The sequence below is a fragment of the Xanthomonas albilineans genome (assembly GCF_009931595.1).
Lineage (GTDB): Bacteria > Pseudomonadota > Gammaproteobacteria > Xanthomonadales > Xanthomonadaceae > Xanthomonas_A > Xanthomonas_A albilineans.
Map to the genome: position 1 here is coordinate 2235192 of NZ_CP046570.1, position 17342 is coordinate 2252533.

At 64.9% G+C, this 17342-nt stretch carries 6 protein-coding genes; all 6 read right to left on the minus strand.

Annotated elements, in window-relative coordinates:
• Positions 1-146: 146 nt before the first annotated feature.
• Entirely contained in the window at positions 147-3236 is a 3090-nt protein-coding gene (locus tag XaFJ1_RS09385) for a TonB-dependent receptor (RefSeq protein WP_155393675.1), read from the minus strand.
• Between the two features lie 242 nt (positions 3237-3478).
• Entirely contained in the window at positions 3479-5788 is a 2310-nt protein-coding gene (locus tag XaFJ1_RS09390) for a S9 family peptidase (protein ID WP_012916436.1), read from the minus strand.
• A gap of 80 nt (positions 5789-5868) precedes the next feature.
• Positions 5869-7473: a family 43 glycosylhydrolase gene (locus XaFJ1_RS09395; protein ID WP_012916437.1), complete on the minus strand. Its 1605-nt coding sequence runs from the start codon at positions 7471-7473 to the stop codon at positions 5869-5871.
• On the minus strand, positions 7470-11768 hold the full coding sequence (locus XaFJ1_RS09400) for an Ig-like domain-containing protein (protein WP_012916438.1): 4299 nt from the start codon (positions 11766-11768) through the stop codon (positions 7470-7472). Before XaFJ1_RS09400 ends, XaFJ1_RS09395 begins: the two co-directional genes overlap by 4 nt.
• A 53-nt stretch (positions 11769-11821) precedes the next feature.
• Complete coding sequence (locus XaFJ1_RS09405) at positions 11822-14653, minus strand: TonB-dependent receptor domain-containing protein (protein WP_012916439.1); 2832 nt, start codon at positions 14651-14653, stop codon at positions 11822-11824.
• A 326-nt stretch (positions 14654-14979) separates the two neighbouring features.
• A complete protein-coding gene (locus tag XaFJ1_RS09410; RefSeq protein WP_012916440.1) occupies positions 14980-17337 on the minus strand; it encodes a glucosidase family protein in 2358 nt (785 codons plus the stop codon).
• Between the last annotated feature and the right edge of the window lie 5 nt (positions 17338-17342).

Here is a 17342-nt window from a genome sequence, read left to right on the forward strand (position 1 = left end):
GCCCCCAACGTGCGGTATCGCAAGCGCGACCCCAGCGCATTACGCGGTGTTCTCGCCAGCGCTGCGTTCCGCATGAGGTTGACAGTCGATGTCGGAAGCGACGTGCCGCGCCAGCCGCTACCGAGGCAAACCCGGCCACGCTCGGCTCAATTCCAGTTATAACGGATCGCAAAGCTTGCCGATCGCGGTGCCAGGTAGGCCTGCCCGCCGTACCGGTTCTCTCTGACCAGGGTCGAGCCGTTGTAGTAACCGTAATACGGGTCGACGAATACAAGCGTTTGCTTGTTCAGGAGATTGCCGATGTTGAACTCCAGGCGCAGCCGGTGCGGCCCCCAGGCATGCTCCCAGGCGGTATTGGCGTTGAGTAGCCACCAGCTCGGCAAGCGCCCCAGACTGCCGCGACTCACCGCGACGCCCCCACAGTAATAGGCATGTTCGCCCGCGGTGCTGGCGGCATCGGTCAGGATGGGATACTGCGAATAACAGGATTTGTTCGCACCGCTCTGCCAGTTCACCCCCAGTCCGGCGCTGAATCCGCTACTGCCAAACGTATGCGCGGTATTGAGCACAAACGCGTGGCGGATGTCCTGCGGCAGGTTGCCGCTCGCCCCCTGGGTCAGCGCGGCGTACTGGAAGACCTGCGATCCGAGCATATTGCTGGCCGGGTCGCCTTCGGCGTAATAGCCTTCGTAATTGCCCCAGACATGCTTCCAGGTGTAGCTCGCCTGTAGAAAGAAGGGCTGTTCCGGGGTTTCCGGATGGACCATCTCGACGACGAAGGTATACGCCTTGCGCTTGGGCTTGGGCAAGCCCGAGGCCCAGGCCGGAACGACAACGGTTTTCAGCGTGCCGTCGTGATCGAAGTCGTTGGTCAGGACGAGATCCCGCCCCGGATTGACCAGCACGACGTTATCGATGTGAGGATCTGCATCACCCAACGATCGCAGGTAGCGCTCGGCGGCGCTGCCATGGCCCGGCGTGCTGAGGTCGCGCCAGGCTGAAATCGCACGCTTGACGTTCGAATAGTTCAGCTCAACCGTTTGCGACCAATTCGGGAACGTTCCGTTGTCCTGGAAATACAGCCCGATGTTCTGCTGCTGCGAGGTCTTGATGTTACGCGACGCCACCACACGCGGGTCGGAGACCTTGCTGGCGACGGTGTAGCTGCCGAACTGTCGTGGATCGACCGGCGTCCCATCGGCATGGATACCGGCATAGGTGTAGTAGGTGTACTGCTGTATGGAATCGTTCAGGGCGTTGTCCAGAATCACCCCTGGCACCGCCATGCTGTACAGACCATAGGTAAAACCGGCCTTCATCGAACTGTCGCCCCTGACGTCCCACGACAGCCCGAACCGCGGGGACGTGGTCCAGAAATTCAATGCCCTCTGACCGGTGTCGAGCATCGACTGATTGTTGTCGCGGCGCACGCCCGCATACACGACCAGATCGTCCAGCGCCTGCCAGTAATCCTCCACGTAAGTACCACGATTCGCCTGGGTCAGCGGCCCACCGTAATAGGACACGAAGGAACGCAAATACGGCGTATTGGCGGGAATGGCGATGCCGCTGACGTCGTCTCTGCTCGGCGATGCCACGGCGTAGTCGAAGTAGGTGTAGTGGCCGCTCTTGCCGTACGTGCTTTGGTTGTTTTCGTAGAACCTATAATGCTCGGCACCCGCGCCGATCTTGTGCGCACCCAGTTGCCAGACCCAGTCCGCGCGGAACCCACGTTTGGAGTATTGGAAAGGAGTTTCGCTGTCGGGGGAGCCATCGGAGAGCACGTTGTAGATGTTTTTCCCAGCCGAATCGTGACTGATCCGCTGCGCGAAGATGTCCGAGCCGGCGAACAGGTTCTGCTCGGAATGGGTGAAATAGCCCCCCATCAGCGACAGGTCCATGCTGTCGTTCATGTGCCAGCGGTAGCGTCCGACGTAGAAGTCTTCCTTCATGTTGAACAGCACGTTGCGGAAATAGTCCCTCGACGACTGCGGGTTTCCAGGCACTTCCAATTTCCAGATCGTGGTGTAGTCCTTGGTCTTGTTCCTCGCCGCCACCAGGTCCAGTGTCTGATTCTCGGTGATGTTCCAGGTCAGCGTCGCTGCGGGGTTGTGGTAGGTGTGCATGAACTGCGCGAAATAGCCCAGCGTGCTGCCATACATATAACGGCTACGCGAGGCCGGCTCGGCATCTTGGTAGGCCAGATTGACAAACAGGCGGTCCTGCACCAGCGGGCCGGAAACCCAGAAGGTATTGTTGAACGCGGTCTGCTGCTGCCCGTTGGTGGCGCTGCCGCCCTCCAGGAACCAGGTCCTGTTGCCGTCGGCGTCGATCAGCGCATAGTCCTCGGTATGGCGCCTGAGCAGCCTCGAGTAAGGCGGGACGATATAGGAAGAAAAACCGGCACGCCAGGTGTTGTCACCCGACTTTGTCGCGGCCGACACCGAGCCGCCCATCGCATTGGAATACTTGGCCGAAGCGCCATTGGCGATCACCGTGGCGTAGCCGATCATCTCCCCTGGCACCATATTGGCGCCAGCGCCGTTGTAATCGAACGTGGTATCGAATTCGTTGACGTAATAGCGCGTCTCGGTGCCGGAACCGCCACCGAAGGACGCGTAGCCGGAACCGCCATAGGGCTGCGAAGCGACCTGCGACATGAATTGCTGCGGGAGCGCGGTCAGCAGATTGCTGTACGGCCCGCCCGTGCCGTTGTTGCCGCTGGTGTCCACGCCGGTCTTGCGGAACAGCTCCTGGGAATATTGCCGCACCAATTCCGGCGTGCTGACGTCGATCGGCGCGGTGTTGTCGGTGGCGTTGTTGATCCCCCTGGCGGTGACCTTGACCTCGCCCAGATCGGTGGCGGCGGCCTGTCGCCCATCCAGTTGCGCCACCGCGGTGGAACTGCCCGGGCGCACCACCGCCCGTGTGCTCGCTACGGTCTGCTCGCCGGACACCAGGGCGATCTCGTACTCCCCCGGACTCAACCCGCTGATCGCGTACTTGCCGGACGCATCGGGCTTGCGGCGCTGCGTGGCGTTGGTGTTGACGTTGCGGATGACGACCTGTGCGCCGGCATCGCGCGCATACATGCCGACGGCGCCGTACAGGCCGCCGCTGGATTCCTGCGCATGCAGGGCGGGAAGCGCCACCGCCGCCGCGACGATGGCACCGAACAGCAACGACCGGGCCATACGGCCGCGACGACAGGAGTTTCGACAGACGATCTCGCTCATTGAAAATCTCCGTGATCCTTGACGCGTAGGAACATCCGGCATGGAAACCGGGCACGATTGCCACATCCGCGACTAGGCGCGGCAGAACACCCGCTCCCGCTCATCGCACGAGGAACGGGCCAACGACATCCGCCGCCTTTACCGCAATCAACAGATGGCGGCAGCGTCCTGTTCGCAAACCGGTTGCATCCCGACTCGCCGGACGCAACGTCCCACAGCCCTGCCCGCGCGCACCTGCGGCCTCACGGATGTCCGGCGCGCTGGGTGGTGGGCGAACGGTTCCAATCGGGGGTCGGCGCATGCTGCATCCAACGCACGAAGAAATCCAACAAGCGACGCTCGCCATATGCGCCACCGGCGCCGTGGTCGCCACCGGGCACCAGCAACAAATCGAACTCCTTGCCGGCCTTGATCAGCCGATCGACCACCTGGAAGGTACTGGCCGGATCGACGTTCTGGTCCATGTCGCCGGTCACCAGCAGCAGATGTCCCTGCAAACGCCAAGCGTTGTCGACATTGGACGAGGCCGCGTACCACGGCCCGATCGGCCAGCCCATCCACTGCTCGTTCCACCAGATTTTGTCCATGCGATTGTCGTGGCTGCCGGAATTGGCCACGCCAACGCGGTAGAACTCGGGATGGAACAGCAGCGCGCCCAGCGCATTCTGACCACCGGCGGAAGTACCGAACACGCCGATGCCGCCCTCGATCGCATACCAGGGATAACGGGCCGCAGCGGCCTGGTGCCACAGAATGCGATCGGGGAAACCGCCATCCTTGAGGTTGTGCCAGGCTACGTCGTGGAAGGCGCGCGACCGGTTGTTGGTGCCCATGCCGTCAATCTGCGCAACCGCAAACCCCAGCGCAGTCAGCGCAGGGACCCACGTGGTGAACGTCTTCGGCACGAACGAGCCCTGCGGCCCGGCATAAATGTCCTCCACCACCGGATACTTGTGCGCCGGATCCAGTGTTTGCGGACGGTGAATCACGCCCCATATCTCGGTGTGGCCGTCGCGCCCGGGCGCATGGAACGGCAACGGCTGCTGCCAGCCGGCGGCGAGCAGGCGGGAAATATCGGCATGCGCGATGGTGCGCACCACCGTGCCGTCCTCGCCACGACGCAATACCAGCACCGGCGCCTGATCCACACGCGAATACAGGTCCAGCAACCAGTGTCCGTCCGGCGATGGGAACACCTGGTGGTCGGACGCCTCCGGGGTCAACGCCACCGGCTCGCCGCCGTCCAGGCCGATGCGGTAGGCATGGCGGTAGTACGGATCCTCGCCAGGGTTCATCCCCGCAGCGGTGAACCAGACCTGGCGCGTCGTCTGATCGACGCGATCGACCTTGCGCACCACCCACGGCCCGCGCGTGACTTGCCGCACGACGCGCCCGCTCTTGCCGTCGTACAGGTACAGGTGTTCCCAGCCATCGCGCTCGGAGGCCCACAGGAGTTGCTTGCCGTCGTCCAGATCCTGGCGGAAGTGCTTGCCGCCGTTGATGTGGTCGCCACTGAGGTCGGAATATTCGATGAAGGTGGGCGAGGTTTCCTCGATCAAGGTGCGCGTGTGGCCGCTGTGGCCATCGGCTTCGATCACTCGATACAGCTGGTGGCCGCGCTGGTTGTACTCGAAGGTGAAGCTGCGGCCATCGTCTCGCCAGCGTGGCGGGCTGAGCTCGAACGGATTGGGAAACAGGGCGTTGTCGATCTGGATCGCACGCCGGGAGGCGACCTCGAACAACACCGGACGGATGACAGCCAGTGGATCGCCGGGCTTGGCATAGACTTGTTGATGCAACTTCGGTTGCAACTGATCGGCTGGCGCCGATTCGATGTAATACACCACGTGCGGCGGGGCGGGCGTGACCCGCCAAGCGACCAGCCGGCTGGAATCCGGTGACCAGGCAATGCTGTCGGCGGCGTAGTAGTCGTCCTTGCCGCCATCGCGGCTGAGCTGAACCTTGCCGCTGCCATCGGCGCGATCCACCACCAGATTACCCTGCTCCACCCACGCACGCTGGCGGCCATCCGGAGACAATTGCGCATGTTCCGGGCCTTCCTGGCGTAGCGGGTTCAAATCGTAGGAATCCTCCGCCTCCGCAGCACTGTCGCGCTGCCGTTCGCAGCGATACGCGTGCAGATCGCAACGCCAGTGTGTCGCGGTACCGCGCGCAAAAGACAGCATGCCATCGGCGCGCATGCTCACCTGACGCAATTCCAGATCGTCGGCGGCAACCGTGCCGTCCCCGCCGTGCGTCAGCGCGTCGGCCAGCCGCTGCGGATCGAACAGGGGATGTTGCTCGCCGCTACGCACATCCACCAACAGATAGTCCTGCCGTGGCGCCTTGCCCGCGCGCATCCGGCCAATGCGGTAGAGAAAGTGTTCGCCATCGACCCAGACGGGATTGGACGGTTGCTGATCCACCAGCGCGGCATAGCGTGCGCGCAAGGACTGCGCGTTCCGGTAATCGGCCTCGCTGGGAGCGCTGGCCGCCAACGCCCACAAGGGGATTGCCGTCAGCAACAGCATCAGGCAGCCGCGCACTCCCATGGCGACCGCCTGCGGGGACCTCCATGCCTGCTGCAACCATCGTGCGGCAGCCGCCGTCTTCATGGACTCACGTTTTGATTTCATGGCATGTCTACTCTCGTATCACAAGATGCGTCCGCGTGCGGCGGCGCACGCGGCGGTAAAATCTGCGCTCGCGGTGCGAGCATTTCCCACTCCTGCACCGCCACCGCGGCATATGTGCGGCCATCGCCTGAGGCATCGAACACCGCGCGCACGCAGCGCGTGCGCACCGGTGCGAAGGCGACCTGCTGGAATCGTCCCGGCGCGGATCGGTATTGGCTGGCTCCCGGCACCGGCAACCAGCGCCCCTGCGTGCGGTATTCCAGGTGCCAGGCGCGTGGCGGCGCCACACCGATGGCGGCGCCGGCGAGCTGGTCGGCGAAGAACACGATGCGACTGCCGTTCAAGGTCACCGGCACGTCCCAGCTGTACTGGATCCATTGCTGCGGCGGATTGTGCGAGGTCCAGCTCCCCCACATCTGCGGCGGCAACGGATGCGCCTTCACCACGCCATCGTTGAGCGCGGCGATCCAGTACTGCACCGGAATGGCGGGGCCATTGGACGCGGTGGCGATGGCCGCTGCGGCGAGGTTGCGCGACGGCGACGGCGTTGGCCTGTGCGGGCGCGTGGGCACCACCTTGCGCATGCGCGCCGGCGTGACGCTGTCGTCCCACTGCAATGCATCGATGGCGACGCTACGGCGAAAATGACCACCGCCCTTGGCATCGGCGGTGTGATAGACGAGGTACCACTGGCCCTTGAACTGGACGATGCCGGGGTGCGAGGTGGTCGAGGACACCGGATCCAGCACCACGCCGCGATACGTCCACGGCCCCAGCGGCGATGGCGCAGTGCCGTAGGCGATGCACGCGTGATACAGCGTCGGCGTACACGCCGAGCCGAGGCCGGCGTTGTTGGCGGCGTAGGCCATGTAGTAAGTATCACGACGCTTGAACAACCATGGCGCCTCGAAATATCCATCCAAGGTGTTCACCGCGACCACCGGCCCCTTCGGCGTGACCATGTCGCGTTCCAGTTCGATGCCGAACAATTTCCCGAAGGTGCCCCAATACACATAGACGCGACCATCGTCGTCGACCAACACGGTCGGGTCGATGTTCTGAATCGTGTTGCGCACCGGCAGCGACTGCGACAGGATCGGCCCTTGCGGATGCGCGTCGCGCCACGGCCCCAGCGGACTGTCGGCCACCGCCACGCCGATCGCGAACGGATCGGCATTGCGCGAGTGCGCTTCTTGCACCGGGGCATACAGGTAGTAACGTCGATCCGTGCCCTGCACGATCTGCGCGGCGTAAGCGTGCCCCGGCGCCGCCCAGGCGAACACCTGCTCCGGGCGCAGCAAAGCGGGATAATAGGTCCAGCGACCACGGCCGACATCGTCGGTGACCAGCAGTTGCCAACGCGGGATGACGAAGTCGTTGACCTCCGGTGGCGCTTCGTCGCGACCGGCGATGATATACAGCTTGCCGTCGGCCACCAGCGGCGCTGGGTCGGCGGAGTAATCGCGGCCGTCGGCCAGGATCGGATTGCCGACCGCATGCACCTGACGCGAACGTAGCGCCGCTGGCGACGCTGGCACGGCGCCAGTCGTCGCGCAGCATGCCGCCAGCAGCAACAGCGCCCGCGCGTACTGCCCGTTCATGGCGCCAACGCCGGGTCGATCAGCAATTGCACACGGACCGGCAGGCCACCGCGACCGTCGCGCCCTTGTACCTGTCCCTCGACGCTCACGCTGCCCGGCATGGCATCGGCCATCGGCGCCAACGGCGACCAACGCACCGGCACGCGCTCGCGCGAGCCGTCGTTGTACTGCACGCCGACGAAGGCCGGCAGCACCGGCGTTTGCCCGACACGCACATGCAACGGCGGCGGCGCCTGCACCGTGTTGATCTGGCCCGGCGGATTCGCGCGCACCCAGAGGCTGGCGCTCACCGGCACGGCGCCATCGGCCAGACCCTGCACTTGGACACGGCCCTCGGCGGCCAACGCGGCCGGATCGAGCGGCGACCAGCGCACCCCCAACCAGGCCCAGCTGCCATCGGCGAAATAGCCGGCGATCCGTTCCGGCAATGCCGGCAGTTGCCCCGGCGCCACACGCACATCCACCGCCTCGGTGCCCACCGCGCGCTCGGCGAACACTTGCCATTCGTCGATGCCAACCGCCGCATGTCCTTCGCCCTGCACAGCCGTCTGCAGGATCACGCGCAGCGCGGTGGTGGTCACCGGCGCGAATGCGACCCGACTCGCGGCGCCGCCACCTAGCACCGGATAGCCACCGCGCACGACCACATCGCGCCACTGCGTGCCATCGCGATACTGCAACGTCCAGCCGCGCGGCAAATCCACACCGCCGTGCGGCTGATCGTCCCAAAAATACAGCGCCGTCGCATTCAAGCGTTGCGGCTGCGGCCATTGGTATTGCACCCACACCGACGCCGGCTGCGCGCGCCCCCAACTGCCCCAGCGCCGATCCGCCGCCGGCACCTGCCCCGATGCCGGCCTCCACCCATCGTTGAGCGCCTGCAGACGGTGATGGGCCGCGGTGAACTGCGCGCTGGGTTCGGCCTCGCTCTGCACCTGCAATGCCTGCTCGGCGGGCAATGCTGGAGCGATCACCTCGACATCCGCATGCCCCTGCAATGCACCGTCGTCGGCCTGCAAGCGCAGCGTGTAAGCACCGGGCACAGTGAAGCGCACTGTACTGCTGGCGTCCTGCGCTTGCGCGAAGATCGCCGCGCCGCCAGGCGGCGTGCGCAGTACCCGCCACTGCAACGCCAGCGTACCGTTCGGTCGCGCGTCGTCGCCAACCCGACCGGTCAGACGCACGGCACCGTCGGCCGCAACAGCATCCTCCTGCCAGGCATCGACTTGCGGCGCCTGATTGGCGCTCGCCACAGGCGCCGCGATGCCCGTGGCGTAGGCCTGGATCTCTTTGATGCCAGTGCGCTGCGGGCCAGCGTGGGTCACCTGCACGCGCCAGCGCTGCGCGCGCAAGGGCGGGAAACGGATGCGGTTGCGATTGCCCTGTGCGATCGGCCTGTCGCGCACCTGGCCCGGCACGGTTTTCCAGACGCCGTCGTCGAAGTACTGCAACACATACAACCACGGCGGCGCGTAGCCGGCGCGCGTGCCGGAAGGGAAGCCGTGCTGCTCGCCTGGCGGCGATGAACTCCGATAAAAATACACACGCACGTCATCCAACGTCTGCGGTTGGCCTAGATCCAAGGCGATCCAATCGCTGTGCGTCGCCGATCCGACAGTACCCCAGAATGGTTCGTTGGCGGTGCTGCCATCCACCGCCGCCGTGGCCGGGAAGCCCTCGGCGGCGAAGCTGGCGCTGACCGCCGCGCCTTGCGCCAGGTTGCGTGCAGTGGCCGGTAGGCCGATGTCCACCCCGGCGTCCGCCAGGACCGCGCCAATCCGCGCCCCTGCGGGGAAACGCACCTGCTGCGGTGTCTGCAACGCCAGCGCGTGCGCGGCCAACACCTGCACCTGCGCGGCGTCGGCATTGACCGCATCCGGCGCCACCTGCACGCGACCACTTGCCGGATCGTAGAGCACGTGCGCCAGGCGGTCGACGGTGAAGGCGAGCTTGCCATCCAGATACAGCGAATACCCCTTGGGCGCAGCGCCCGCGTAATGACGGCCATCGCGGTCCCAGACGATGCTCAAATCGCGATTGCGATAACGCAGGCGATCGGCGGCGAAGTGATCCCAGCCGATGTCGATGGGATACAGCTCGATCATGGCGTCGCTGCGCGGACGCAGGCCCATCGCGTCCTCGATCACAGTGAAGTTGGTAGCGCCGAGCTGGGTATGGTGGATCCACGAACGGTAGCCGATCCGGCCACCATCGGCGGCACTGCCCTCGGCCCAGAACTCGTTCTGATCGGGATAACGATTGTCACCATCGACATAATGCGCCCAGGCATTCCAGTACAGCAGCTTGCGATAACTGTCAGCGTCCAGATAGGGGCTGTGATAATCGCGCAGCACGCTGCCGAGCAAGCGAAAGGCGACGGTGGCATTGATCACCGAGAAGTTATTGCTACCGCCACCGCCACGCGCGCGCAGGTCGGCCTGGTTGGCGGTGTAGAACGGGAACAGCGGAAACTGCCGGGCGTCGGCGAACAGGCGCAACGCGCGCACGTACTTGGCGGCGTCATCCGGGTCGCCGCGCTTGGGCATCAAGCCGACACTGAAGGGGTAATAGTTATTGGTTTCCTTCCAATCCACCGGCAAGCGCGCCCCCTCGGCCTGACGTTGCTTGAGCAGGTCGCCATGCAAGCCCATGCTGTCGGCGCTGGCGCTGTGGTCCTGCCACAGCACCTGCAGCACGGCATGGCGGATCTTCGCCGCCAGTGCCTGCATCCGCACCGCGGTGGCGGTGTCGCCCGCCAGTTGCGACGCCTGCGCGGCCGCCTGCGCGTTGGCGTACACATAGGCGCTCTCGCTGCGGTCCATGCGCGCCTGGCCATGGCGCTTGGCCCAGTCGAAAGAAACCGCATCGGCATCGTTGCCGGTCATCGCCGCCCAGTCGTACTCGATCAACCCGTTGCCGTTGCGATCGTAGGCACGCAGCAACGCGTCCACGTCGGCGCTGGCGTAGCGCGCCAGTTGCGCGGCGATCGCCGGCGGCCCGCCATGCACCTGATAGGCCCGCCACGCCGCGGCGCTGAGATACTGGGCGTAGGAGTTGGACCAGTTTTCCGGCGCACCGGGGTTGTCCACGTACTTGCCGCCGCCGGCGGTCTCGCCCGCACCGAGCCAGGAACCGTAGGCAGCCGTCGGATCGCGCAGGTATTTAAGGTCGTCGATGAACATGCCGGTGGTCAGCACGATCGCGTTGTTGTAGCCGAGTACGCCTTCGATCGCCACCGGAAACTGATAGTCGTTGCCGGGCACTGCGGCATCGAGGAAATTGAAGCGCAGCAACCACCAGCGATAGAACAGGGTCTTGTCGAAATTGTCCTCGGGCGTGTCCAGATACGGCAGGTTGTCGGCCCACCAGCGGTTATAGGCGACGACGTGCTCGGTGTAGGCCTGCTGCGGCGACTGCGCGGCGATGCGCCGGTACTCCTGTCGCGAAGCCGGCAGTTCGCGTGTAACCAGGCCCAATTGCACCTTCAACGTGGGCGACGATCCGGTCGCCGGGACAACCACGCGCCGCACCAGGCCGCCGCCATCGACCGCAAAACCATCCCCGGACAAGCGCGGGAAGACCGTGGTGATCGCGTTGTGGGTGACGAACGCGCCAATCAATTCCGCGCCATCGGCGTGCGTGGCCATCGGCGAGATCGCACGCACGCGCAACGTGCGTGCCACGCCATCGGTACTGGACAAGGTGATCTCGGCCACGGCCACGTTGTGTTCAGTGATGAACTTGACCAGATGCAGGCGCACGCCTGCGCCGGTGTACACGCTGCTGAAATAGCTTGGTGTCTGCCGCCGTTGCGCGCTGTCCTCGGTCAACGCCAGCGGTGCGCCATCGCCGTCCACCTGCAACCGGAACAAGGCGTCGTGGCCGGTCTTGTGCACATAGGCGACATCGCCGACGAAACCCGGCACCTCGGGTCGATGGGTGTACATGTACGCGGCGCGGCCACGCGTGAACAACCAGCGGTTGCCGTCCTCATTATCACTATCGCTGCCCCCCCCGCGACCTCGACGCGCGAGCATGCGATCGATCCAGAAATCCTTGCCGGACGCACTGCCGGCACCGGCCGCGCGGTCGGCCGCGAAGACCCGAGGCAGATAGCCTGTGCCCGGAGCGAAGGCCACGCCGGTGGCCGGGACGGGCTGCGCATCGCCCTTGAAACGCGGCATGCCGAGCGCGGCGTTGCTGCGATCCAGACCTTCGTCGTCATCGGCCAGGGCCGCGGCGCTGGCCTGCGCGCAGACCAAGGCGAGCCCAAGCAGCGGCGCGCCGACCAGCATGCTGGCAGCGCGCCGCCAGCGCCGCAGGAGCGCGTCCCGGCCTTGCCGCTGCCTCAAAACTCGGTCCTGATCCGCGCCCAGAAATAGCGTCCCAACGTGTCGTATGTGTAGGCATCGGTATTAGCCGCGCTGGAATAGCCGTAATAGCGCGGCGGCGTGCGGTTGCCCAGGTTGTTCACGCCAGCCGACACGGTGCTGTGCAGGCGGTCGAACTTCCGGCTCAGGGTCACGTCGTGATAAGTCACCGTGCCGACGTGGAAGTACACGCAACTGCCATCGGCGGCGGTGTTAATGCAAAGATCTTCATAGGCGCTGCCGACCGTGGTCCGCCCGATCAGCCGCGTGTTCCAACTGGCATGCCACGGTCCGTTGTCCCAGCTCAGATTGAAGTTGGCGCGCCAGCGCGGCGTGTTGCCGTAGATCCAGGTCTCGCCAACGTAGTTGTGGGGATCGCCACTGAAGGTATAACGGGACAGGTAGGTCGCATCGACACCGGCATGGAAGCTACCCCAGGCCGTATCGCGCAACGCGTACTTGATGCCGACATCGTCGCCACGAATATCGACCTTGCCGCTGTTGATCGTAAACGGCACGGTCACGCTGACCAATTGCCCGGCAGTATCACGCTGGATCAAAGGACAATACGCATTCTGCCCGTCGTAGCAATTCTGCAGCACCTCGCTCACGCTGGTGCCGTTGAGCATGTCCTCGAGCGACACCCGCCAGTTGTCCACATTCAACGACAGGCCCTCGGCCCAGCCCGGATCGTAGACCACCCCCACATCGTAGGAGCGCCCTTGCTCGGGCTTGATCGCGAAACCGGCGTTGGCCGACCCCGTGGTGATCACCCTGAACGCGGAGGTGTTGACGAAACTGCCGTTGCGCGGCACGTTGACGCAGGCCGCAGGATTGCCGCCGCCGGTATAGCCATTGCACGGATCGCTATAGTCGCCAGTGTCGTCGATCACCCCACTGAACGGGGAACCGTACAGGTTGCCCAGCGATGGCGCGCGGAACACCTGCGAGCCGGTGGCACGGACCAGCAGATTGTCGAGCGGCCGCCACTCCAGCGCGACCTTGCTGTTGGTAGTGTTGCCCCAATAGTCGTACCTGGAATAGCGCGTGCCCAGGTCGAGGTTCAGCGCCTGTGCACCGGTCACGCCCTTGAGTAGCGGGACCAGCACTTCGGCGTAGGCCTCCTTGATCGTCTCGTCGTGGCCCTGGTTCATGATGCAGCCGTCGTTGTAGTCGCATTTGCCATCCGCATCGGCGGCGGCCACCGGGTTGCTCGTTCCCTGTGCGAAGCCATCCTTGCGCAGCGACAGCCCCAACGCGGCCTGCACAGATCCGGCGGGCATCGCGAACAGATCGCCGTTGACGCTGGCCTCGGCGAATTTCATCGTGCTCTTGTCCACCAGATCCACCACACTCTGAGTGGCCTTGATCCCGGCGATGGTGGCCGGGTCATCCGGATTGAACACGTTGATCGGGGTGCAGTCGGCGATCACATTGCCGGGCGTGCCACATTTGATCGTGCCGTCGCTGTCGCGGAACGAAGCACCCACCGCGTTGTCCAGCCGCGAGGTGACCGAGAAGCCATGACGAATCAGGGTGTCCTTGTAGCGGGCAGTCCCCGCCGCCGCATCCCACTGCCAACTGGTGTCGGCGAATTTTCCGCGCAACCCGGCGACGATGTTGGTCTGGTACATCGTCGAAGTGAACACACGGGTATTGGCCTGCACCGAACGCAACAGATAACGGGTCAGTGCGCTGCCGAACGGGTTGTAGTAATTCTGCGCGGCATTGGGCATTTCCAGGCCATAGGCGCCGAGTTGCGAGGTGGTCTGGCTGCGGGTCCAGAACATGTCCAGGTACCCCTGCACGTCCGCAGTGAAATCGAAACTGGCATGCGCCGACGCGTTGGTGCGCTGCACCGGGGTAATCAGGTACTGCTCGTCATAGATGTTATGCGTATCCAACGTCAGATCGTAGGGATGAAAATCCTGGGTGCCGACCGCACCTGGCGCAAGCGGATGATTCGGAACCAGTACACGACCGTCGTCCAGAAACGCGCGGGTGCCGCCGCTGCGTATTTCCTTCGGCTGGCCGTTGACATACTGCAACGCCGTCCTGGCGTAAGGGCGATCCGCATCGTAGAGGGCGTTCATGGAATTCTGGCTCAGACCGAGAATCAGCCCGCCACGCTCCCAGCTCTTGCCCCACTCCACACCCAACGTACGGCGATTGCCATCGCCATGCGTACTCTGGCCGTAATCCGCAGTGGCGGCAAAGCCATCGTATTTGTCCTTGAGGATGATGTTGATCACCCCGGCGATGGCATCGGAACCATAGACCGAAGAAGCGCCGTCGGTCAGCACTTCGATCCGTTCCACCATCGCCGCCGGAATCGCGTTGACGTCCACACCGGGGGCCGCGGCGACGCTGCTGGCAGGCCCGGCCATGCGGTGACCATTGACCAGAACCAAGGTGCGCTCGGGACCGAGATTGCGCAGCGAAACCAGCGCGCGACCATGGCTGAAACCGGAATTGAGCGCGATGTTGGGCATATTGCCGGCCATCGCCGGCAGTTGCTGCAGTAACTGGCCCAGGGTGTTCTGGCCGCTATCTTCGATCCGCTGGCGGTCGATGGTGATGACCGGGCTGGCGGTCTCGGCATCGATGCGGCGGATATGACTACCGGTTACGCTGACCCGCTCCAATGTGGTCGCCGAGGCGTCCTGGGTCTGGGCCTCCTGTGCCTGCACTGTAGACAGCGGGAGCAGCGCCAGCGCTGCGCAGATCGCCGCAGTCAGCGGGGCTTGCCGCTGCGCGTGACGCCATGAACGGGGAAACAGCGGCACCACGCATTCGAGTAGGGACGGCATCGGATTCTCCTTGGCTGCACGCTGTGCGATCGGTGAGGCGATCCCTTCATCGGGCCTGCACCTCATCGCCAGCGCATGTGGGCGAGTACGGATACGAACGTGTCCACGCGTGCAGCGGGAGCCAAAACGCCCCGACACTGCACGCACGACGACGCCCGAGGTTGCGCTGTATCGTGCAGGAATTTCACCCTCAAAATTCACTACACGGACACAATGTGCGCGTATGGTCGATATCTCGTCTTGTCGTATTTATCGGGAAACCGTGCGGAATATCGCACTGCCCGACACCCAGGAGACGCTCCCGAGATTGCAGACGATTCCGCGACTCAAGCGTAGACGGCGGCAATCGTCAGGGTTTCGGCACGGCCAGCCGGCACCTGCACACGCTCGTTGCGTGGACCGGACAGCGGCACGGCCTGCCCATCCAACATCACCTCGCGCAAGCGCGTGCCGGCCGGCACGCGCAGGGTCAACCAGGTGCGCGGCGGACGCGACGGCGGCAAGCGCACACGCCCATCGATGCGTTGCCGTGCCGGATCCGCGCACAAGCTCAACGACACCGTGCCCCAGCGCGTCGGCGCATCGGCGATGGCGATTGTCTGGCCACTGCCCAACCAGTCGCGCGGCAACGCCCGCGCCAGGAACAGTTCCTCGCCGGCGCTGTCCTCGAACACCAGCATCCAGCGCAGCAACAGCGGGATCGTCAGTTGCGCCGGGATGCAGAACAACGGCATGCCGCCAGTGATGCCGCTGACCTCGCCCGCGGTCCAGCTGCCACGGGTATGCACCTGGTAGCGATGCGCGTACAGGAACAGCAGGTATTCTTCGATCCGGTCCAGGCGCAGCAACTGCTGCGCGTAGCCGTAGGAAATGAAACCCAGCAGGTCGCGTCCTTCTGGCGTGGGCGCGGTGATGTTGCCGACCACGCCGAGGCTGGTGCCGCCATGGCCTCGCACGCAGTCGATGACTAGGTGCGCCAGATCGTCGGGCAGCACGTCGGCCTGCAGTAGTTCGGAATAAGCGCGATGCGGCCAGCCCTGCTCGCTGGGATGCTCCTGTTGCAACGATTGCCGAAAGGTGAGCTTCACTCCCGGCAGCGGGCCGATGTAGGGCGGATTCAGATCGCGACGGATGTTGTCGCGCACGCTGCGCTCTACCCGCGCAGCAAGCTGCCGCGCACGCCGCTGCCACTGCGCGGTGCTGGCCGACGCGCCGACGCCGACAATCGCACTCCAGACCCCGGCGATGTCCTGCCAGCCGCGCACGGCCAGCGCGCTGTTGGCGTAGTAAGGTTTCCACCATAGCTGCGGATCGGGAGACAGACAGGCGTCGGATTCGTTCCAGCCGTGGATCAGCCCATGCCCCGGCGCCGATGCCGGCAGACGCAGGCTGGCATCGTGCAGTTCCACCAGCACCTGCGCGGTGGCGGCGATCTTGTCGCGATGCTTGCGCAGCAGCGCCACATCGCCGGTATAGCGCAGGTAGCGCGCCAACAACGACAAGGTCAGGCCGAACTGCCCGGTCTCCGCGCCGCGCATATTGACCATGCCGTCGGCCTGCACGAAATCGCTGAAGTAACCATCCAGCACCGCCGCGGCCTGGGCGAAGCGGCCCCACTCCAGATTGGCGTACAACGAACTGGTGAAAGTGTCCTGGAAACCGTCGTACTCGTTGCCATAGTAGTCGCGGTCCACCGCGCCATACTTGGGATAGGTGCCGCCCGGACGGACCACCAATTCGCGCGCGAAGGCGAAACGCGCCATATCGCTCCAACTGGAGTCGGGCAATTGCGCCTGCGCCATGTCGGCGAGCAGGCCGTGCCAATAGCCGGCGAAAGCGAGCAGCGCGCGGTAGAAATCCTCGGCGCTGCGCGGGCCGCGTCGCGGTGGGTAATCCGGATAGCTATACCCGTAGACCACCTTGCTGACCTTCCCGTGTTCGATCAGCGCGCTGCGGTGCCAGGTCTGCACCACGAAGCGGTCCGTGGCCAGCACATCGGCAAACAGCAACAGGTCGTAATAGCGGCCCTCACCCGCCGGCACCACTTTCCGCACTGCTGGCATCCAACCACCGATCAAGCCTTCGCAACGGCGCTGCACCAATGCGTCTTTCCCCAGTTCCGGAAACGCCTGCACCGCCCGGTAACCGCGCGTGCGCCCATCCGGATACACCGGCATGGTATCGGCGCATTCGCGAGTGCCGACGAAGGTCGTCCATGGCAAGCGCCCGTTGTAGTCCTTCGGGTCCAGTTGCGAGGCTGGCGGCGGCGCCACGTCGCGCACCTCGTGCGCGCGCGGATCGCCATCGCGCAGCAGGCGGTCGGCGAGCAGATCGGCCTCGGCCATCGCCACCTCGGCCAGTGCCATGCCGAAATACGGTGCTTGCGCGGCGGGATAGACCGGCTCGGTGCGCTTGCCCAGCACCAGTGCGCCGTCCGGGGCAAGCAGGGTCAGATCGCCATCGGGATGACGCAGATCTTCGTAGACCGTCCAGCGCGCACCCGCCTCATCGAAGTGACAGTGCACGGTGTGACCGGCCAGCGCATCGCTGGACAGCGCACGCAACGGCGGCAACGCCGGCGTAGGACGCGCGGTCGGCGTCGCCGTGGCAGTGCCAGCGAGCGCTTGGACGCCGGCCACCGCACCGACCGCCAGTCCCTGACGCAGGAAATCTCTCCGATCCATCGACC